We start from the raw sequence: 19983 nt of genomic DNA, 5'->3' as shown, positions 1-19983 counted from the left end.
GGTTCAGTCGAGCGGCAAGGTCACGGTGATGGACGTACCGTTGCCCGGGGTGGAGACCACGGAAACCTCGCCGCCCACCTCGCTGACCGCGATCGACATCAAGAGGAGTCCGTAGCCGTGGTGGTCTCCGGCGGGTTCGGCGTGGCTGTCGAAGCCGTCGCCGTTGTCCATGACCGTTAGCCGAACCCCGTGGTACACGGCGGCGAGCCGGACGGTGATGTCATGGGCGTGCGCGTATTTCAACGCGTTGCTGAGCGCTTCTTTGGCTGATTGGTAGAGCAGCGACGCTGAGCTTGGTGGGATGTCGATGCCGTGATGCGGGGTCTCCCAATGGATTTCGGTTCCTTCGCGGCGAAGCGGCGCGGCCAGGCGGTCGATGCAGCCAGCTAGCCCCAAAGCGTAAAAGTCAACGGGCTGCCGGTCGGTGATTACGCCGTTGACGGCGATTACCTCGTTCAACGCTGGTGTTGTCTTCATGGCCTATCCTGCTTCCCCTGGCAGCTTCGACGCTTCACTGGCTTAGTGCTGCGCCGTGTGCTTGGAACAAGGATGTGCCCGCAGGTTTAAGGATCCCGTCAGATTTTGTAAGTTTCCCCTTAAGTTCTTTTAAGGAATTTTCAAGGTTGGCCTGCCAACCGGCTGGGCGGACGACGGCGGGTGCGGGCCGCCGTCGTCCGCTCCAGTGGCGCTACTGGCCGAGGAAGCCCAACAGGGCCTCGTTGATCTCCGCGCTGTGGGTCCACAGCATGCCGTGCGGGGCGCCGTCGAGCTCTTTGTATTCGGCGCCCGGCAGCGCCTCGGCGAAACGGCGTCCGGTGACGTCGATCGGAAGGATGTTGTCCGCGGTGCCGTGAACGATCAAGGCGGGAACGTCGATCTTGGGGATGTCGGCACGGAAATCGGTGAGCCACGTGGGCTGTGCGGCCACCGACGCGAACGCGCCGGACCCTGCCGCGAGGCTCCAGCTTGCCCGCAAGGCTTCTTCGCTCAAGCGCGGAGTTCCAAGGAAGGTATCGGTGTTGTAGAAGTTCTTGAAGAACTCGGTGAAGAACGCGTAGCGGTCCGCCTTGACGGCTTCTCCGAGGCCGTCGAACACGGACTGCGGGACGCCTCCCGGGTTGTCGTCGGTTTGCAACACGAAGGGCTCGAGCGATCCGAGGAACACGGCCTTCGCCACGCGGGCGGAGCCGTAGGTGCTGATGTAGCGGGCTACTTCGCCGGTGCCCATCGAGAATCCGACCAGGACGGCGTCGTTCACGTCGATCGTCTCGAGCAGCGTGTTGAGGTCTGCCGCGAAGGTGTCGTAGTCGTAGCCGGCCGTCGGCTTGCTGGATTTTCCGAAGCCGCGGCGGTCGTAGGTGATCACGCGATAGCCGGCATCGAGCAGCGCGGCGGTCTGCTTTTCCCAGGATGAGCCGTCCAGGGGATAGCCATGGATGAGGACCACTGGCTGGCCCGTTCCGTGGTCTTCGTAGTAGATCTCGATCTCGGTGCTGTTCTCATTTCCGACGGTGATGAAAGCCATGACCACGGTCCTTTCGTAGCTGTTCTTCTCGAGCGTTCCCAGCCTAGCTAAGCCCTGAGGAAACCCCCTAGTTGCCCCCAGCAACCAGTCGTAAACTGGCCTTCGAATCACTACGCGCCTTGGAGACCGATGCTCTGGAAACTTCTCGTTGAATACCTGCGACCACACCGGCGGTTGCTGGTGGCCGTCGTCATTTTCCAACTGGCGCAGTCCATTGCGTCGCTGTACCTGCCCACACTGAACGCGGACATCATCGACGAAGGCGTGGCCAAGGGGGACACCGGCTACATCCTCGGAACGGGTAGCCTCATGCTGTTCATCACCCTTCTGCAGATCGCATGTTCGGTGACCGCGGTGTACTTCGGCGCGAAGGCAGCCATGGGCTTGGGGCGGGACCTTCGCGGGGCGATTTTCACGCGAGTGGGGGAGTTCTCCGAGCAGGAAGTCACGCGCTTCGGTGCGCCCTCGCTCATCACCCGCTCCACGAATGACGTGCAGCAAGTCCAGCAGCTCGTCCTGATGTCCTGCACCCTCATGGTCGCGGCTCCCATGCTCAGCATCGGCGGAGTGATCATGGCCATCAGGCAGGATGTGCAATTGTCCTGGCTGATCGCCGTCAGTGTTCCCGTGCTGCTCATCGCCGTGGGCCTCATTGTCACCCGGATGGTTCCGTTGTTCCGCAAGATGCAGGTCCGGATCGATACCGTGAACCGGGTCCTCCGCGAGCAGTTGGCCGGCATCCGGGTTGTGCGCGCGTTCGTGCGCGAGGGCATGGAGACCGAACGGTTCGCCGCGGCCAACCAGGACGTCACCGAAATGGCGCTGCGGGCCGGGCGGCTCATGGCCCTCATGTTCCCCGTGGTCATGCTGGTCCTGAACGTCTCCAGCGTGGCCGTCATCTGGTTCGGCTCCTTCAGGATCGACGACGGCTCCATGCAAGTGGGCACCCTGATCGCCTTCTTGAGCTACCTCATGCAGATCCTCATGTCCGTGATGATGGCCACCTTCATGGCGGTCATGATCCCGCGCGCATCCGTATCCGCCGACCGCATCGGCGAGGTCCTGGCAACCGAATCGAGCGTCACGCCTCCGTTGAACCCCGTGACGTCCACGGCGGGCCGCGGCGAACTGGAACTGCTCGACGTCGGATTCGCCTACCCGGGTGCCGAACAGCCGGTGCTCAGCGGCATCAGCTTCCAGGCGCGCGCAGGCCAGACGACCGCGATCATCGGCAGCACCGGCGCCGGCAAGACCACCCTGGTGAACCTGCTGCCGCGGCTCTTCGACGCGAGCAGCGGCTCGGTGAGGATCGACGGCGTCGACGTCCGCGAGCTGCACCCGGACCTATTGTGGGGCCACATCGGGTTGGTGCCGCAGAAGCCCTACCTGTTCTCCGGCACGGTCCGCAGCAACCTGCTCTACGGCAAGCCCGACGCGAGCGAAGAAGAATTGTGGCAGGCGCTCGCCATCGCGCAAGCGCAGGACTTCGTGGAGCAAATGGACGGCGGGCTCGACGCGCCGATCTCGCAAGGCGGCACCAACGTCTCCGGTGGCCAGCGGCAGCGCCTCGCGATCGCCCGGGCACTCGTGAAGCAACCCGAGCTCTACATCTTCGACGATTCGTTCTCGTCGCTGGACACGGCGACCGACGCGAGGCTGCGCCAGGCACTCAAGCGGCACACCTCCGGCGCCACGATGGTCATCATCGCGCAGCGCGTCTCCAGCATCGCTGACGCGGAACAGATCCTGGTGCTCGACGACGGGCGGCTGGTGGGGCGCGGAACCCACGACGAGCTGTTGGAAACCTCCGAAACGTACCGGGAAATCGTTTCTTCCCAACTGGCAGCTGAGGAGGCGGCATGAGCACGGCAAGCCCCAACCGCCCACCCCGCCCCGGCATGGGCCCGGGCCGCGGAGGCCCCTTCGCGGGAATGAACGTCCCGGCCGAAAAGGCAATGAACTTCCTGCCATCGGCGAAGCGGCTGCTGGGCACCTTGCGGCCCGAGCGCTTGTGGCTGGTCCTGGTCCTCGTCCTGGCGGTTGCCAGCGTGACCCTGTCCGTGATCGGACCCCGGCTTCTTGGCGAAGGCACCAACCTGATCTTCGCCGGCGTTGTCTCCAAGCAACTTCCCGCGGGCGTGAGCAAGCAGCAGCTCATCGACGGCCTGCGCGCTTCCGGCCAAGGATCCAAAGCGGACATGCTCAAAGGAATGGACCTGACGCCCGGCGTCGGGATCGATTTCGGTGCTCTGGCCTCGATCCTCATCTGGGTCCTGGTCCTCTACGTCCTGGCGTCATCGTTCGGCTGGATCCAGGCCTACGTGCTCAACGGCGTCGTGCAACGCACCGTGTACAGGCTCCGCGAGCAGATCGAAGCGAAAATCAACCGGCTGCCGTTGCGCTACTTCGACTCGGTGCAGCGCGGCGAGCTGCTGAGCCGCGTCACCAACGACGTAGACAACATCTCGCAAAGCCTCCAGCAATCGATCAGCCAGGCCGTGACGTCCCTGCTGACCGTGGTGGGCGTCATCTTCATGATGTTCCTGCTTTCGCCCATCCTCGCGGTCATCACCTTGGTGACGATTCCGCTGACACTGGTGACCACAATGATGATCGCCAAGCGCTCGCAGAAACTCTTCGTGGCCCAATGGAAGAACACGGGCGAGCTGAACGGGCAAATCGAGGAGACCTACACCGGGCACGCCCTCGTGAAGGTCTTCGGCCGCCAGCGCGAAGTGGAGCAGCGCTTCCGCGACAAGAACGCCGAGTTGTTCGCGGCGAGCTTCGGGGCGCAGTTCATCAGCGGCTTGATCATGCCGTCCCTGACGTTCATCGGAAACCTCGTCTACGTGGGCATCGCCGTGGTGGGCGGCCTGCAGGTGGCCTCGGGCGCCATGCAGTTGGGCGACGTCCAGGCCTTCATCCAGTACTCCCGGCAGTTCACCCAGCCGCTGGCCCAGCTCGGTTCCATGGCCAACCTGCTCCAATCCGGCGTTGCGTCGGCCGAACGCGTGTTCGCGCTGCTCGACACCGAGGAGCAAAGCCCCGACCCCGTACCCGCTGCCGTCCCGGACATGACGCGCGGCCGCCTCGCGTTCGAGAACATTTCCTTCTCCTACTCGCCGGACAAGCCGCTCATCAAGGACCTGAGCCTCGTGGCCGAACCCGGCCAGTCCGTGGCGATCGTCGGACCCACCGGAGCCGGCAAGACCACGCTCGTGAACCTCATGATGCGCTTCTACGAGCTGGACGCAGGGCGGATAACCCTCGACGGCGTGGATATCGCCTCGATGTCCCGCTACGAACTGCGCTCGCGGATGGGCATGGTGCTGCAGGATACGTGGCTGTTCGGCGGCACCATCCGGGACAACATCGCCTACGGCCGTCCGGAGGCCACCGAAGCCGAGATCCTGGAAGCGGCGCAGGCGACCTACGTGGACCGCTTCGTCCACTCCCTGCCCGACGGCTACGACACCGTGCTCGATGACGAAGGCAGCAACATCTCGGCGGGCGAGAAGCAATTGCTCACGATCGCCCGGGCATTCCTTGCCCGTCCCTCGGTCCTGATCCTCGACGAAGCCACCAGCTCGGTTGATACCCGGACCGAGGTGCTCGTGCAGAAGGCCATGAATGCCTTGCGCACGGACCGGACGAGCTTCGTAATCGCCCACCGCCTATCCACCATCCGCGATGCCGACCTCATCCTGGTCATGGAGTCCGGACAAATCGTGGAACAAGGGACACACACCGAGCTCCTGGCGGCCGGCGGAGCCTACTCGAGGCTTTACGAGGCACAGTTCGCAGCCCCGGTGGCCGAGGTCTGAGCGCCGCCACTCGCTCCTGCGGCCCCGAATTCGAGTAGGGACACGCGTTGCCTTCGCCTAGCGCTGATTGGGAGGCTTGACGCACCCGCCCCAGGGCCGGCCTGGGGCGGGGCCACGTGTGATGGCAGCGATCGGAGCAGTCATGTATCTGTCCCTCTCGGACTGGCGCAGTCGCAAGGTCGACTCGGACCCCGGGTCCGTTCCGCCGTTCAAGCTGGCCCCCACCATCCTCGCTTTGGGGATCGTGAGCCTGCTGACGGATGTCTCGTCCGAGTCCGTTGCCGCCGTCCTGCCCCTGTACATCACCGCGTCTTTGGGATTGTCCACGATCGCGTACGGGTTCGTGGACGGGATCTACCAAGGCATCAGCGCCACCGTGCGCATAGCCGCGGGCTGGACAGCAGACCGCGTCGGCATTCCGAAGTGGGTCGCGTTCCTCGGCTACGGCCTTTCGGCGGTTGCCAGGATCGGGCTGCTCGCGGCCGACGGCTTCTCCTCGCTCGCGACCGTCATCGCCGTCGACCGGTTCGGCAAAGGTATCCGCACCGCACCGCGCGATGCCATGATCAGGTTCGCCGCGCAACCCGAGCACATTGGCCGGTCCTTCGGCGTCCACCGCATGCTCGACACTGTCGGGGCGGCTCTTGGGCCATTGCTGGCGTTCGTGATCCTCCTGGCCATTCCGAACGGATACCACGTAGTCTTCATCGCCTCGCTCGCGTTCGCGTTCATCGGCTTGGCGGTCCTGGGACTGTTCGTCCCCAACGAGCGGCGACGTTCCGCCGTCGTCACGGTCCGCGACCCCAAGCCGGCCGCTCCGCGCCTGCGGTTCCGCGACGTCAACACGCCCGGGATGCGCCGCCTCCTCCTTGTCGCCGGCGTGCTTGGCTTGCTGACTGTGGGGGACGGGTTCCTCTACCTGGTGCTCCAGGCACGAACGGCCTTCGCTCCCGAATGGTTCCCGCTCCTGTACGTCGGAACCAACATCGCCTACTTGCTCCTGGCGATCCCCATGGGGCGGCTCGCGGACAAGTGGGGCCGGACCCGGGTATTCATCGCCGGGCACGTGGCCCTCCTCACGGCATATGTTTGCGTCATGACGTCCTGGGGAGGTCCGCTGACCGCCGTCGGGACTCTCGTCCTCCTAGGTGTTTTCTACGCCGCCACGGACGGGGTGCTCGCCGCCCTCGCCGGCCTCCTCTCGCCCCGCCAAGGCGCGGCGACCGGAATCTCCGCCGCACAGACCGTGGTGGCAGTGGCCCGTCTGGCCGCTTCGACGGGCTTCGGCCTCCTGTGGTTCGCGATCGGCAGCCAGGCCGCCATGGGCGTCGTCGCACTGTTGCTCGCGATTGCCTTGCCGGCGGCGGCCGGCTTGCTGCGCACGGCCAAGCAAGCCACGGCGTGAACACGAAGGCCCGGAGCCTTGTGCTCCTCGTCGTCGTCGTCCTCCTGGCCCTCGGTGGCGCGGGAGGCTACGGCGCGTGGGCCTACGCCCGCCAGCAGGAGCAGTCGCGGGCACCGTCCGAGGCCTCCATCGCTTCCGCTGCCGCCGCGGGGCCCTTGATCTATTTCCGCAATACAGCGTCCGGACAGGGCCAAGGCCTGGTAGCAACAGTCCCGGTCGGGGACCCGCAAGGTCCCAGGACACTGACGAACCAGGCGTGCGACAGGATCTATGTCGCGGCCGACCGCCGCATTTGCCTGCACGCCAAGATCGGCCTTGCCAACACCACGGACGAAGAGATCCTCGACGCCGATTGGCACCTCCTGCGCACCCGCACCCTTGACGGGGCGCCCAACCGGGCACGGCTTTCCGCGGACGGGACATTGGCCGCCTCCACGGTGTTCGTCGCCGGTACCAGCTACCTTGGCGGCTTCTCCACCGCCACCGAGATCTCCGCCTCCGACGGGCAAAGCTTCGGCAACCTTGAGAACTTCACCATCAACATCCCCGGCGTCACCTTGACCGCGGCGGAGCGCAACGTCTGGGGCGTGACCTTCGCCCACGACGGCGACACCTTCTACGCCACGGTTGGCTCCGGAGACCGTAACTGGCTGGTCCGAGGCAGCATCAAGCAACGGACGCTCACTGCCATCAATACTGGCGTCGAATGTCCTTCGCTCTCCCCGGACGGAACCCGCATCGCCTTCAAGATCAAGCCCGCCGACCCCAACGAACAGAAGACCAGGATCCTGGCCGTCCTCGATTTGGCCACCGGCAAGGTCACCACGCTCGCCGAGGGCCGTAACGTCGACGACCAGGCCGAGTGGCTCAACGACAACACCGTCCTCTACGGGCTGGCCCGCGGCGCTCCCGCGGGGGACAGCGACATCTGGTCCGTTCCGGCTGACGGAAGCGGCAAGCCCACCCTCTTCATCGAACACGCGTGGTCGCCGTCCGTCGTCCGGCAGTAAGTGGAGTTAAAACAGGGGACGACGGCGGAAGGTGCCTTCCGCCGTCGTCCCCTGTTTGGTGCGGGAGCCGTTGCTACAGCGAGTGCGTGTCGAAAGCGGCGGCCTTGGCCGCGCTTCCGGCCAGGCTCACGGTGTAGGTGTTGGGGCCCGCGTAGGTGACATCGATGCTGGCCTTGGAGGTGTTGTGGCGCAGCGAGAAGTCGTGCACGAGCGCATCCAGCGTGTGGTGCGCGTTCGCGCGGTCCCAAATCTTCAAGGTTACTGAGTCGGCGGTTTCAAACGTCATTGTTTAGTCCTTCCATTCATGAATCCGGTTGTGCGGCCATCGCGCCTATGCGAAGCCGTTTATTGACCAATCCATGAACGCCTGAGACTCATCCAGGCGGCTCTGAGAGCTCACCGGTTCGGCCTCATTGCGTCCACCAGCTTGGGCAACTCGGCCGGGGAAGCCCCTGCCAAGTCTTTCCATGGTGCACAGCTTGGGCCGGACGTCTCAAGCTACAAGGCCTTTTATTGCCCGTGAATCTCATCACAGGTCCGCTGTCTTCGGGGACATTAACGTACCTATCGCTGACCTGGGCTGGGAATGAGCAGCCGGAACCACCTCGTCGATGACCCGGAGCGCGTGGAGGGTCCGGGTCATCGACGAGGTACTGACGGAACTGCCCTTAGCAGCCCTCGAAGTCCGTGAGGACCTTGACCTTCTCCGCTGATGCGGACGTCGGATCGAACACGTAGCCGAGCCATTCCTTGGCCAGCCTGCTGGCGAGTTCCACGCCTACAACGCGCTGGCCCATCGTGAGGACCTGGCAATCGTTGGACAGGATGGAACGTTCAACGGAGAAGGAATCGTGGGCCGTTGTGGCGCGGATGCCGTCCACCTTGTTGGCCGCGATTGCCACGCCGATGCCGGTGCCGCAGAACAGGATGGCCCTGTCCGCCTTGCCGTCCCGGATGAGTTCGCCGGCCTTGATCCCGACGTACGGGTACGGCTTGGTGAAGTCTTCCGGTGCATCGCTGCGGTTCACGCCGATATCGATGATTTCGCTGATCCGCGGATCGTTGCCCAAGTCTTTGAGGATGCGGTCTTTGTAGTCCACGCCTGCTTCGTCGGCGCCCAACACGAGCCTGATGCCCATGGTTTGTCCTTTCGTGGTCATGCGATGGCTCCAGCCTCATTTGCGGCACCGGTTCCGGCGACAGCCTGGCTGGCCGCGAAGTACGGACCCATGACGGTGAAGACCATTGCGAGGGAGGTTGCCCCGGGATCGGGAGTGCCGAGGCTCTTCTCGGCGAGCGGCCGTGCGCGGCCCTTGAGCGGGCGGAGGGATGCCGTGGCTTCCGCTGCCGAGGTCGCAGCCGCAGCCGCTTCGGCCCATGCTGCTTCGGCAGCGGTTCCCGAGGAAACGAGCTTGGCGAAGGTTTCCGCGAAGGGGAGCAGCGCATCCACCATCGTCTTGTCGCCCACTTCGGCCTTGCCGAGCGTGGTGATGCGCGTAGCGAACGCGGTCACTCCGGCCGCGAGTTCCTCCTGCGAAGGCGCGTCCTCGTTGCCGATGGATTCGCCGAAGGCCCGGAGGCCCGCGCCCCAGAGGACACCGGAGGTTCCGCCGGCCTTGTCGGCCCAGGCATCGCCCGCCGCACCCAGAACGTCGCCCGCTCCGGCGCCGTCGCCAAGGGCCTTCGCCGCCGCGGCAACCGCTGCGTCGATTCCCCTGACCATGCCCCGGCCGTGGTCGCCGTCGCCGGCGATCGCGTCCATGTCGCCAAGCCGCGATTCGGCGTCGTGAATGGTCTCCTGTGCGGCATCCAGCGCTGCAGCACAACGGGCCGCGTACTCGCGCGAAGCGGCAGTGGCAGCGAACTCGACAACGTCGATGCCGCCGTCGGACTCTTCATCAACGCTTTGTCCGCCGCTCGCCAGGGCGGCGTTGCCGCGCCGGTAGGCGGGAGTCTCGGCGGGAGCGGTCCAGAGCGGTTCGAGTTCCTCGTCGAGCCAGGTGATGGTGAGCGAAACACCGGACATGTCCAGGCTCGTGACCAATTCGCCGACCTCTGGCATGACCAGGGTGTAGCCCGCGGCGCGCAACAGCGGTGCGACCGTGAGCCACAGGACGAACAATTCCTCGTGCTTGGTGGAACCGAGTCCGTTGAGGATCACCGCGATCCGGTTCCCCGCACCGGCGGGCGTTTCGGCCAGGAGCCGCGCCACGAGTTCCTGCCCGAGTTCCTTCGCCGGCGGAAGTTCGGTGTCCAGCAGTCCGGGCTCGCCGTGGATGCCGAGGCCGAGTCCCATCTGCCGGTCCTTGAGCGTGAACAACGGAGCTTCCGCGCCCGGGAAGGTGCAACCGTGGAAGGCGCTGCCGATGGTCCGGGTCATGCTGTTGGCCTTGCGGCCCAAGCGCACGACGTCGGCCAGGTTGTCGCCGCGCTCCGCTGCGGCACCCATGACCTTGAAGACCGTGAAGTCGCCCGCGATGCCTCGGCGCTTGTCCGCTTCCGACGGCGTGGCGCTGGCGATGTCGTCCGTCACCAGGACGTTCTCCACTGCGATGCCCTCGTTCGCCAGGCGCTCGCTGGCCATTCCGAAGTTCAGGACATCCCCGGCGTAGTTGCCGTAGGTGAATACCACCCCGGCGCCGGACTCGGCGGCCTTGGCGACGGAATAGGCCTGCTGGGCGGACGGCGAGGTGAAGATGTTGCCCACCACGGCGCCGTCGGCCAGTCCGGCACCGATCAGGCCAGCAAACGCCGGGTAGTGTCCGGATCCGCCGCCGGCCAGTACTGCGACCTTGGGTTGGCTGGGACGGTGGCGACGCACGGCCCCGCCGGGAACCTGGCGCACCAGGCCCGCGTGGAGGTCGCAGAAACCGGCGAGGGCTTCGTCGGCGAAGTCGGCTGGATCATTGAAGATACGGGTCATCGTGGGCTCTTTCGGCTACGTTGCGGCGAGTGCTAGTGGATGTGGCTTCCACCGTTGATGTCGATGGTGGTGCCAGTCAGGTAGGCGGACTCTTCCGAGGACAGGAAGGTGATGACCGCGGCCACTTCCTCGGTGGTGGCGTTGCGGCCCAGCGGGATGCCGGCGTTGATGGCAGCTTCCTGCTCGTCAGTGCTGCCGACGCGGATGTTGGTGTCCACGGCGCCCGGGGTGATGGCGTTGACGGTGACGCCGGTTTCGCCGATTTCGCGTGCCAGGGCCTTGGTGAAGCCCAGGATGGCGGCCTTCGCGGCGGAGTAGGGGACCTTGCCGAAGACGCCGCCGCCGCGCTGGGCGGAAACGGAGGACATGTTCACGATCCGGCCCCAGCCGTTGGCGATCATGTCCGGGAGGAATGCTTTGGTGACGAGGTAGGTGCCGGTGGCGTTGACGTCCATGACCTTGTGCCAGAGTTCCAGCGTGGTTTCGAGGAACGGTACCGGCGAGGTGATGCCTGCGATGTTGGCGAGGGCTCCGACGGCGGGAAGGTTGCCCGCGCTGACTTCGGCGGCTACTGCCTGGTAGGCGGCGTTGACGGAGCCTTCGTTGGCGACGTCGATCTGGTAACCGAAGGCGGGGACGTTGAATTCGTTGCCGATTTCGGCCGCGACCTTGGCGGACTTCTCGCCGTCGAGGTCCAGGATCGCGATGGCCCAGCCCTGGCTGGCGTAGCGGCGTGCGGTGGTCATGCCGATGCCGCGGTCCGAGGTAGCGCCGGTGAGGACGGCAGTGCGCTGGATGGTGGTCATGTTGGTGCTCCTAGGGTTCTTTGCGGTGGTGGGGTAGTTCAGATGAGGTCGCTGATGAAGCTGGCGGCCTTTGCGGTGGCTGCCGGGCGTTCGTCGTGCGTGACGTCGCGGGTTTCCAGCTCGAGCGAGAAGTGGCCGCCGTAGCCGCTCGCCGCGAGTGCGCGGAGTCCGCCGGCGAAGTCCGCCTGGCCGTTGCCGATGCTGAGGTTGATGTTTCCGGGCACGGCGTCCCGGAGGTGGACATGGGAGATGCGGCCTTCGTGCCGGGCGATGTACTCCAAGGGGTCTTCGCCCGCGGCGACGATGTGGCTGAAGTCCATGACGATCCCGACGCCGGATCCCGCCAGCCGTGCGGCCAGCTGTTCCGCGCGGTCCAGGTTCCAGCAGAACCGGAGGAAGTGCAGGGATTCGGTCCAGAGTTCGACGCCGAACTCCGCGGCGCGCTTCCCGGCGGCAATGAGCTGGGCCGCGACCGTGTCCAGGTCCTCTTCCAGGCTGCGGACGGGTTCGTGGGACAACGCCCCACAGGGGAGGACAAGTGCCTTGGCGCCGATGTTGGCGGTCAAGGTGAGCAGGGCGTCAAGGTGCCGTGCGCGGCTGGCCTGCTGGTCGGCGTCGAGCACTGCGTTGAGGTCCCCGATGTCGCCGTTGACCGAACGGACCGCCAGTCCGGAAGCGATGACCTGGGCGGTAACTGCGGTGACGGCGTCGGCGTCGAGTTCGTAAGGAACGTGGTCGCAAACGCCCGGCAGCGCGCCGAGGTCGATCTCCTCGAAGCCCAGTCCACCGATGGTGCGCAGGGCGGTGGGCAGGTCCTGGTGACGGAAGCTGATGGACGAGCAACCGAGTCGGGAGTTGAACATCTTCGTTGACCTCCAGTCATGCCCTGTGGGCAGTGGTTCATGCCCGGGTGGGCTGTAGTGATGACAACCACAGTACGAAAGTTAACTGTCAACAGTCAACCCTTGAAGTTGACTGTTGACAGATGTGGATGATTCAGGTCACACTGGCGTATCATTTGTTAACAGTCGACAGTGCCGGGGTGCCAAGCTCCGGTCGCTCTTCGAAAGGGATTCACCCATGAGCAACGAAGCTCTGACAATGCGCGGGCCGGTCCACGGCACCAAAGACGCCAAGCGGGTCGCAATCGGCTCCGGAGTCGGCGCGGTTATCGAGACCTACGACTTCATCGGCTTCGGTACGGCGGCCGCGCTGTACTTCGGCCACGCGTTCTTCCCGGGAACAGACCCCGTGACCGGCACGCTTGCTTCCTTCGCCACCCTCGGCGTCGGTTTCGCGGCGCGCCCCCTTGGCGGCATCATCGGCGGGCACCTTGGGGACAAGGTGGGCCGCAAGCCCGTCCTGGTCACCTCGCTGATCCTCATGGGCCTGGCCACATTCGCCATCGGCCTGCTCCCCACCTACGCGATGGTGGGATTGTTAGCGCCGGCGCTGCTGGTGTTCGTCCGCATTGTCCAGGGCCTTGCTTTCGGCGCTGAGTGGGGCGGGGCGATCCTCATGAGCTACGAGCATGCTCCTTGGAAATCCAAGGGCAAGTTCACGGGCATCGTCCAGGCAGGCTTCCCGGTGGGACTCTTGCTGGCCAACCTCGTCTTCCTCTTCAGCGTCCAGCTGGGCAGCGAACTGGCGTGGCGCATCCCGTTCCTCGCGAGCATCTTCCTGGTGATCGTCGGCCTCATCATCCGTTCCAAGGTCCCGGAATCCCCGGTCTTCGACGAAGTCAAGGAATCCGGCGACATCGTGAAGGCTCCCATCGTTGAGGTCCTCAAGACCGACTGGCGCAACATCGTGAAGGGCATCGGCCTCCGCATCGCCGAGACCGCCGGCTACGCCGTGTCCATCACGTACATGATTTCCTACCTCAACAGCCAGCACCTCGCGGACAAGACCCAGACACTCGTCGCCCTGTGCATCGCATCCGCCATCGGCATCTTCGCAACCCAGGCCTGGGGAGCGCTCACGGACCGGATCGGCCGCCGCCCGGTGTACATCTGGTCCTGCGCCTTCGCCGTCCTCTTCGCGATTCCGATGTTCCTGCTGGTCAACACAGGCCTGTTCTTCTTCGTCATCGCCACGATCGTCGTCTCCTACGCGATCTGCCAGAACTCCCTCGCCGGAGCCCAAGGCGCCTGGTTCCCCGAGCTATTCCAGGCCAAGACCCGCGCTTCCGGCGCCAGCCTGGCCTACCAGATCTCGGCCATGATCTCCGGATTCACCCCCTTCATCACCACCCTCCTGTTCGTCGCCTTCGGCTGGGTGGGCCCGGCACTGCTCTTCGGCGCCTACGCCCTGATCGGCCTCTGGGCAGCTATTGCCACGAAGGAAACCTGGGGCAAGCGCGAGCGTGAACTGGCCGATGAGGCCACCAAAAGCACTCCCCAGTCCGTAACCGCCTGATGGGTCCCGCCACAGCCGCCCCGGAAATCGCCACACGAAAGCTCGGAGAAACCACGATGGAACGCATCGACCGCGTCAGCGCGGCCGCCCACCGGATCAGGCACCACGCCCTCAACATGGGCGAGGTCCAGGGCCAAGGCTACGTAGGCCAGGCCTTGGGAGCCGCGGATATCCTCGCCACTGTCTACTCGGACCAGCTCCGGTTCCGCGCAGACGATCCCGCCTGGGAGGAACGCGACCGCTTCCTGCTCTCCACGGGCCACTACGCGATCGGCCACTACGCAGCCCTCGCCGAAGCCGGAATCGTTCCGGTCGAGGAACTCGAAAGCTACGGCTCGGACGATTCCAGGCTCCCGATGTCCGGAATGTCCACCTACACCCCGGGCATGGAAATCTCCGGCGGATCGCTTGGCCACGGACTCGCGATCGCCGTCGGAATGGCCCTCGGCCTCCGGCAGCAAGGCTCCACGGCGCGGGTGTTCAATTTCCTTTCCGACGGCGAACTCGACGAAGGCTCCACGTGGGAAGCCGCCATGGGCGCGCACCACCACCAGTTGGGCATGCTGACCGCGATGGTGGACATCAATGCGCTCCAGGCCGACGGGAAGACGGACACGGTCCTCCGGACCGAGCCCGTGACCGAAAAGTGGGAAGCCTTCGGCTGGTACACGCAGCGGGTGGACGGGAACGACGTCGGTGCGTTGCTTGCCGCGTTCGACAACGCAGCCGCCCAGGCCGCCGCCGTCGGGCGTCCTTCCGTGATCCTGTGCGACACGAAGGTGGGACGCGGCGTGCCGCTGCTCGAAGAACGCGAAAAAGCGCACTTCATGCGCATCGAAGAACACGAATGGCAGCTCTGCCGCGAACAACTGAGCGCAGGATTCAACGGGAAGGCCGAGCGATGAGCACCACTTTGAAAGCGCCCAAGCTGAAGACGTCCGCGATGATCGCCTCGTTCGCTGATCCGGGCCAGAAGACAGCGTCCGCACCCTTCGGACACGCGCTCGTGAAGGCGGCCGAAGCCGACCCACGGATCGTCGGGCTCACGGCCGACCTTGGCAAGTACACGGACATGCACATCTTCGCCAAGGCCTTCCCGGAGCGCTTCTTCCAGATGGGCATGGCCGAGCAGTTGCTCTTCGGCGCGGCCGCCGGGATGGCCGAAACCGGACTGGTGCCGTTCGCTTCCACGTATTCGGTGTTCGCCGCGCGGCGCGCCTACGACTTCCTGTGCCTCGACATCGCCGAACCGAACCTGAACGTGAACATCGTGGGCGGACTCCCCGGCCTGACCACCGGCTATGGTCCCAGCCACCAGGCCACCGAGGACATGGCGATCTTCCGCGGCATGCCGAACCTGACCATCGTGGATCCTTGCGACTCCGTGGACATCGAGCAGGCCGTACCGCAACTGGCGGCCAGCGAAGGACCCACCTACCTTCGCCTGTTGCGTGGCAACGTGCCCACGGTCCTGGACGAATACGACTACACGTTCGAACTCGGCAAGGCCAAGGTCCTGCGCGGCGGCAACGACGTCGTGTTTGTCTCCAGCGGCCTCATGACCATGCGCGCCTTGCAGGCAGCGGAGGCGCTGGCCGCGCACAACGTGGATGTCGCCGTCGTGCACGCACCAACCATCAAGCCGTTCGACGCCGGGACCGTCCTCGCGGAAATCAACACCGACCGCCTCGCGGTCACCTTGGAGAACCACAGCGTGGTCGGCGGCTTGTTCGAGACCGTCGCCTCGGCGCTCGTCTCCTCCGGCGTCGGCAAGCGGGTGGTTCCGGTGGCGCTCCCGGACGAGTTCCTCGACGCCGGCGCCCTTCCGACGCTGCACGAGAAGTACGGATTGTCCGTCCAGCGGATCGTCGCGAAGGTCCTCGCAGAACTGGGCTGATTCCCCGGAATCCCACCATTAAATGGCGGGAGCGCGGCACCGGCAAGTGCCGGTGCCGCGCTTCTGCCGTAACATCGACACATAGAAGTTCGACTGTAAACAGTCAACCACTGACATTGAAGGACGGGCACGATGGCCGTAACAGCACCCCTTTTGGGGCTGGAAAAGAAGAGCCTCCGTGAGCAGGCGCTCTCCGCGCTGCGCACCGCCATCACCAGCGGCGAGCTGGCACCGGGCAGGCACCTCGTGGAGACCGAGCTGTCCGACATGCTGCAAATCAGCCGCGGCACCCTCCGCGAGGCATTGCGGCAACTCGAGCAAGAAGGACTCCTGTCCGCCGGGCCGCGCGGCCGCCTCTCCGTCCGCCACCTCGACGCCAAGGAAATCCGCGATATCTACTCCGTTCGGGCAGCCCTGGAATCCCTCGCCGCGCGCACGCTATGCGAAATGGCGGACCGGAAGCACGCAATCGCGACGCTGCGTACCGCGATCGATGCGATGGCCGCTGCCGCCGAGGAAACCCTCGAGGAGCGGATCGAATCGGATCTCGAATTCCACCGCACCATGTGCCGCCTGACCGGCAACGAGACGCTGCTCCATTCGTGGGAGTCCTTGGAAGGATCGATCCGGATGTCCATCATGTTCGCCGGGCTCGAAAAGGGCGTGAAGAACATGAGCGTCGCGCGGCACAACGACATCGTGGCCGCCATTGAGACGGGGGACGTCAACCTGGCCCGGAACACGATCCTCCAGCACATGGACAGCGCCGCCGCGGAACTCGTGGCCTAGGCGCAGCTAACTTACCTGCCTACGTACGCCGCCAAGTGCTCTCCCGTCAGGGTTGATCGCGCGGCCACGAGATCGGCCGGAGTGCCCTCGAAAACCACCCGCCCGCCGTCGTGCCCGGCGCCCGGTCCGAGGTCGATGATCCAGTCGGCGTGCGCCATCACCGCTTGGTGGTGCTCGATCACGATCACCGACTTGCCGGCATCCACGAGCCGGTCGAGCAAGCCAAGCAATTGTTCGACGTCGGCCAGGTGCAGTCCCGTCGTGGGCTCGTCCAGGACGTAGACGCCGCCCTTGCCGCCCATGTGGCTCGCGAGCTTAAGGCGCTGGCGCTCACCGCCGGAGAGCGTGGTGAGCGGCTGCCCCAGGCTGAGGTAACCGAGCCCGACGTCGGACAGCCGCTGAAGGATCGCGTGCGCCGCCGGGATGCGCGCCTCGCCCGCCGAGAAGAACTCCTCGGCCTCCTTGACGGACATCGCGAGCACTTCCGCGATGTTCCGGCCGCCGAGGTGGTATTCGAGGACCGATGCCTGGAACCTCTTGCCCTCGCACTCTTCGCACGGGGTGGACACGGTGTCCATGAATCCCAAGTCCGTGTAGATGACGCCGGCGCCGTTGCACGTGGGACATGCGCCCTCGGAGTTCGCGCTGAACAGCGCCGGCTTCACCCCGTTTGCCTTCGCGAACGCCTTCCGGATTGGCTCAAGGAGACCGGTGTAGGTCGCGGGGTTGCTCCGCCGCGAACCCCTGATGGCTCCTTGGTCCACCGAGATCACGCCTTCGTCGGCAGGGATCGAAGCATGGATGAGCGAGCTCTTTCCCGAGCCGGCCACACCCGTCACCACCACCAGGACGCCCAGCGGAATGTCGATGTCCACGTTGCGGAGGTTGTTGGCCGTGGCGCCGCGGATTTCCAACGCGGCATTGGAGCTTCGCACCGAGCCCTTGAGCGCGGCCCTGTCTTCGAGGTGGCGCCCCGTGAGGGTGCCGCTGGTACGCAGTCCTTCCAAGGAGCCCTCGAAGACCACCTGGCCGCCCGCGGTGCCGGCGCCCGGGCCGAGGTCCACCACGTGGTCGGCGATCGAGATGGCTTCCGGCTTGTGCTCGACAACGAGCACAGTGTTTCCCTTGTCCCGCAGCTGGAGCAGGAGCTTGTTCATGCGCTCGATGTCATGCGGATGCAGGCCGATGGTGGGCTCGTCGAAGACGTAGGTGACGTCGGTGAGCGAGGAGCCCAGGTGGCGGATCATCTTGGTGCGCTGGGCCTCTCCGCCGGACAACGTGCCCGCCGGACGGTCGAGGGAGAGGTAGCCGAGGCCGATTTCCGCGAACGAGTCCAGGAGGTGCTGGAGGCCGTTGATCAGGGGCTGCACGGATGGTTCGTCCAGTACCCTTACCCACCGGGCGAGGTCGGTAATCTGCATCGAACACGCATCGGCGATGCTGATTCCGTTGATCTTGGATGAGCGTGCCGCTGCGGTGAGCCGGGTGCCCTCGCAGTCAGGGCACGTGGTGAAGGTTATGGCCCGCTCCACGAAGGCGCGGATGTGCGGCTGCATGCCCTCCGGATCCTTGGACAGCATGGACTTCTGGATCCTCGGGATGAGGCCTTCGAAGGTGAGGTTGATGCCTTCGACCTTGATCTTGACGGGTTCCTTGTGGAGGAGGTCGTGGAGTTCCTTCTTGGTGTACTTGCCGATCGGCTTGTCCATGTCGAAGAAACCGGATCCGGAGAAGATGCGGCCGAACCAGCCGTCCATGCTGTACCCGGGGATTGTGAGGGCGCCTTCGCTGAGCGACTTGCTGGCGTCGTACAGCGCGGTCAAGTCGAAATCGGTGACGGAGCCGCGGCCTTCGCAGCGCGGGCACATGCCGCCCGTGATGCTGAAGCTGCGCCGCTCCTTGGTGGTGGTCCCACCGCGTTCCATGGTCACGGCGCCCGCTCCGGAAACCGAAGCGACGTTGAACGAGAATGCCTGCGGAGAACCGATGTGCGGTTGTCCAAGCCGGCTGAAGAGCATCCGCAACATCGCGTTGGCGTCCGTCGCGGTGCCCACCGTGGAGCGGGGGTTCGCACCCATGCGCTCCTGGTCCACGATGATCGCCGTCGTGAGGCCTTCGAGGACGTCGACGTCGGGCCTGGCCATGGTGGGCATGAAGCCCTGCACGAAGGTGCTGTAGGTTTCGTTGATCATGCGCTGCGACTCAGCCGCGATGGTGCTGAACACGAGCGAACTCTTGCCCGAACCGGACACCCCCGTGAACACCGTCAGCCGCCGCTTGGGAATGTCGATGCTGACGTCCTTGAGGTTGTTCTCGCGAGCGCCCTGTACCCGGATCAGCTCGTGGCTGTCGGCAATGTGCGTCCCTGGAGTCTGCGCTTCCGTGGCCGTGCTCATCGTGTCTCCATCTGTTGTGCGCGGGCCGTCGTCGCGGCCGGGCCGAGGCGGACCTTGTTGCCCATGACGGCCATTCTAGGCGCGGGCTTGCCCTGCCAGTGGATGCGACCGGCCGAGTCCATCATCTAGAAGTCAGGTGCTGGACAAGCGCGTCGAGGATCGGGATTTGTCCTTTGACCAGCTTGGTGCGGGCAACGGATTCGCCGGTCCACACGGCGTCGTCGATCTCGGGGTAGCTCTTCACCAACCCGGATCCCTTGGGCCACTCCAGCTCGAACGTGTTGCTCACGATCTGTTCGGGCCGGAAATCCGTCTCCGCGGCGAAGACCGTGATGAGCTTGCTCGACGGCTGCCGGAACGTGCCCAGCGGGAAGTATTCGACGGCGGGTGGCTCGGTGCCGATTTCTTCGGCGAATTCGCGCTTTGCCGCCACCAAGGGATCCTCGTGCTCAAGGTATTCGCCCTTGGGGACGGACCACGCGTGCTCATCCTTCCGCGCCCAGAAGGGGCCGCCCATGTGGGCGATCCACACCTCGAGGTCTTGTCCGGCCGTAGTGCCGGTCGCGCCGCGGCGGTACAACAAGAGTCCGGCGCTTCGAATTGTCATGGTTCAGCCGTTGTAGCCTTCCACCTGCTGCGCTGGCCGCACCGAGGCCTCATTCGGGTTTTCCCCGTACTGTTTCTTGGCGCGCCGCTGCCGCAAGAGGTCCCAGCACTGGTCGAGGTCCTGTTCGAGGCGCTCCAGGCGTGCGCGGTTCGGGGCGTGGTCAGGTCCGGGAGGTGCGGACTCGGCCTTTTCCCGCAGTTCCCGTTCCTCATCCACGAGGGACTTGATGCGCTGGAGAATCCCTTGTTCGTCCATGGTGTCCTTCTTCCTTGTGGTGGTCGTTACCAGTCAGGGTAGTGACGTGCGCGGAGGGTGGCCAGTGCCCGTGGAATCCCGGTGTGCGGAATACTGGGAGGAGGAGCAGGATTTCCGCGGGCGAAGGC

Annotated in this window: 18 protein-coding genes; 8 read left to right on the top strand and 10 right to left on the bottom strand. The window is 65.2% G+C overall.

Going from position 1 to position 19983, the window contains the following annotated elements:
* Positions 1 to 3: 3 nt before the first annotated feature.
* Together ABCW42_RS17660 and ABCW42_RS17655 are read right to left on the bottom strand one after the other, a co-directional pair.
* A complete protein-coding gene (locus tag ABCW42_RS17660; protein WP_423182405.1) occupies positions 4 to 477 on the bottom strand; it encodes a sensor histidine kinase in 474 nt (157 codons plus the stop codon).
* A 211-nt stretch (positions 478 to 688) separates the two neighbouring features.
* Positions 689 to 1525 (bottom strand): alpha/beta fold hydrolase, encoded by an 837-nt coding sequence (locus ABCW42_RS17655; RefSeq protein ID WP_423182404.1) that lies wholly within the window; start codon positions 1523 to 1525, stop codon positions 689 to 691.
* Positions 1526 to 1654: 129 nt separating this feature from the next.
* On the opposite strand from ABCW42_RS17655, the gene ABCW42_RS17650 reads away from it, so the two are divergent.
* The 4 genes from ABCW42_RS17650 to ABCW42_RS17635 all read left to right on the top strand — a co-directional run bounded on the left by ABCW42_RS17650 (position 1655) and on the right by ABCW42_RS17635 (position 7764).
* Entirely contained in the window at positions 1655 to 3388 is a 1734-nt protein-coding gene (locus ABCW42_RS17650; protein ID WP_423182403.1) for an ABC transporter ATP-binding protein, read from the top strand.
* Positions 3385 to 5349 carry an ABC transporter ATP-binding protein gene (locus tag ABCW42_RS17645; protein WP_423182402.1) on the top strand — a complete coding sequence of 655 codons (1965 nt, stop codon included), beginning with the start codon at positions 3385 to 3387 and terminating at the stop codon, positions 5347 to 5349. Before ABCW42_RS17650 ends, ABCW42_RS17645 begins: the two co-directional genes overlap by 4 nt.
* 142 nt (positions 5350 to 5491) lie before the next feature.
* Positions 5492 to 6754, top strand: a complete 1263-nt coding sequence (locus ABCW42_RS17640) for an MFS transporter (protein WP_423182401.1) — start codon at positions 5492 to 5494, stop codon at positions 6752 to 6754.
* Entirely contained in the window at positions 6751 to 7764 is a 1014-nt protein-coding gene (locus tag ABCW42_RS17635) for a TolB family protein (protein WP_423182400.1), read from the top strand. The genes ABCW42_RS17640 and ABCW42_RS17635 overlap by 4 nt, the downstream gene beginning before the upstream one ends.
* 73 nt (positions 7765 to 7837) lie before the next feature.
* Here ABCW42_RS17635 and ABCW42_RS17630 read toward each other — a convergent pair whose 3' ends face one another.
* The 5 genes from ABCW42_RS17630 to ABCW42_RS17610 form a co-directional block, all read right to left on the bottom strand.
* On the bottom strand, positions 7838 to 8050 hold the full coding sequence (locus tag ABCW42_RS17630; RefSeq protein WP_423182399.1) for a hypothetical protein: 213 nt from the start codon (positions 8048 to 8050) through the stop codon (positions 7838 to 7840).
* A 382-nt stretch (positions 8051 to 8432) separates the two neighbouring features.
* Positions 8433 to 8924: an RpiB/LacA/LacB family sugar-phosphate isomerase gene (locus ABCW42_RS17625; protein WP_423182398.1), complete on the bottom strand. Its 492-nt coding sequence runs from the start codon at positions 8922 to 8924 to the stop codon at positions 8433 to 8435.
* Positions 8921 to 10687, bottom strand: a complete 1767-nt coding sequence (locus tag ABCW42_RS17620; RefSeq protein ID WP_423182397.1) for a dihydroxyacetone kinase family protein — start codon at positions 10685 to 10687, stop codon at positions 8921 to 8923. Before ABCW42_RS17620 ends, ABCW42_RS17625 begins: the two co-directional genes overlap by 4 nt.
* Positions 10688 to 10719: 32 nt before the next feature.
* On the bottom strand, positions 10720 to 11493 hold the full coding sequence (locus tag ABCW42_RS17615) for an SDR family NAD(P)-dependent oxidoreductase (protein ID WP_133203649.1): 774 nt from the start codon (positions 11491 to 11493) through the stop codon (positions 10720 to 10722).
* 38 nt (positions 11494 to 11531) lie between these two features.
* Positions 11532 to 12356: a sugar phosphate isomerase/epimerase family protein gene (locus ABCW42_RS17610; RefSeq protein ID WP_423182396.1), complete on the bottom strand. Its 825-nt coding sequence runs from the start codon at positions 12354 to 12356 to the stop codon at positions 11532 to 11534.
* A gap of 217 nt (positions 12357 to 12573) precedes the next feature.
* On the opposite strand from ABCW42_RS17610, the gene ABCW42_RS17605 reads away from it, so the two are divergent.
* The 4 genes from ABCW42_RS17605 (at position 12574) to ABCW42_RS17590 (ending at position 16597) form a co-directional block, all read left to right on the top strand.
* Positions 12574 to 13911 carry an MFS transporter gene (locus ABCW42_RS17605; RefSeq protein WP_423182395.1) on the top strand — a complete coding sequence of 446 codons (1338 nt, stop codon included), beginning with the start codon at positions 12574 to 12576 and terminating at the stop codon, positions 13909 to 13911.
* Positions 13911 to 14816: a transketolase gene (locus tag ABCW42_RS17600; protein ID WP_423182394.1), complete on the top strand. Its 906-nt coding sequence runs from the start codon at positions 13911 to 13913 to the stop codon at positions 14814 to 14816. The genes ABCW42_RS17605 and ABCW42_RS17600 overlap by 1 nt, the downstream gene beginning before the upstream one ends.
* On the top strand, positions 14813 to 15808 hold the full coding sequence (locus ABCW42_RS17595) for a transketolase family protein (RefSeq protein ID WP_423182393.1): 996 nt from the start codon (positions 14813 to 14815) through the stop codon (positions 15806 to 15808). Before ABCW42_RS17600 ends, ABCW42_RS17595 begins: the two co-directional genes overlap by 4 nt.
* Before the next feature lie 132 nt (positions 15809 to 15940).
* Positions 15941 to 16597 (top strand): GntR family transcriptional regulator, encoded by a 657-nt coding sequence (locus ABCW42_RS17590; RefSeq protein ID WP_423182392.1) that lies wholly within the window; start codon positions 15941 to 15943, stop codon positions 16595 to 16597.
* 11 nt (positions 16598 to 16608) lie between these two features.
* Here the strand turns inward: ABCW42_RS17590 and ABCW42_RS17585 are convergent, their stop codons facing one another.
* The 3 genes from ABCW42_RS17585 to ABCW42_RS17575 form a co-directional block, all read right to left on the bottom strand.
* On the bottom strand, positions 16609 to 18993 hold the full coding sequence (locus ABCW42_RS17585; RefSeq protein ID WP_423182391.1) for an ATP-binding cassette domain-containing protein: 2385 nt from the start codon (positions 18991 to 18993) through the stop codon (positions 16609 to 16611).
* A gap of 121 nt (positions 18994 to 19114) precedes the next feature.
* Entirely contained in the window at positions 19115 to 19600 is a 486-nt protein-coding gene (locus ABCW42_RS17580; RefSeq protein WP_423182390.1) for an NUDIX domain-containing protein, read from the bottom strand.
* 3 nt (positions 19601 to 19603) lie between these two features.
* The gene (locus ABCW42_RS17575) at positions 19604 to 19855 is read right to left on the bottom strand and encodes a DUF2630 family protein (protein WP_133203656.1); all 252 of its coding nucleotides are present in this window, start codon (positions 19853 to 19855) and stop codon (positions 19604 to 19606) included.
* Between the last annotated feature and the right edge of the window lie 128 nt (positions 19856 to 19983).

This window comes from Arthrobacter sp. NyZ413 (genome assembly GCF_049390645.1).
In the GTDB taxonomy this organism is placed as follows: domain Bacteria; phylum Actinomycetota; class Actinomycetes; order Actinomycetales; family Micrococcaceae; genus Arthrobacter.
The sequence above is the reverse complement of the archived record's forward strand: the minus strand, read 5'-3'. Positions and strand labels throughout refer to the sequence as shown.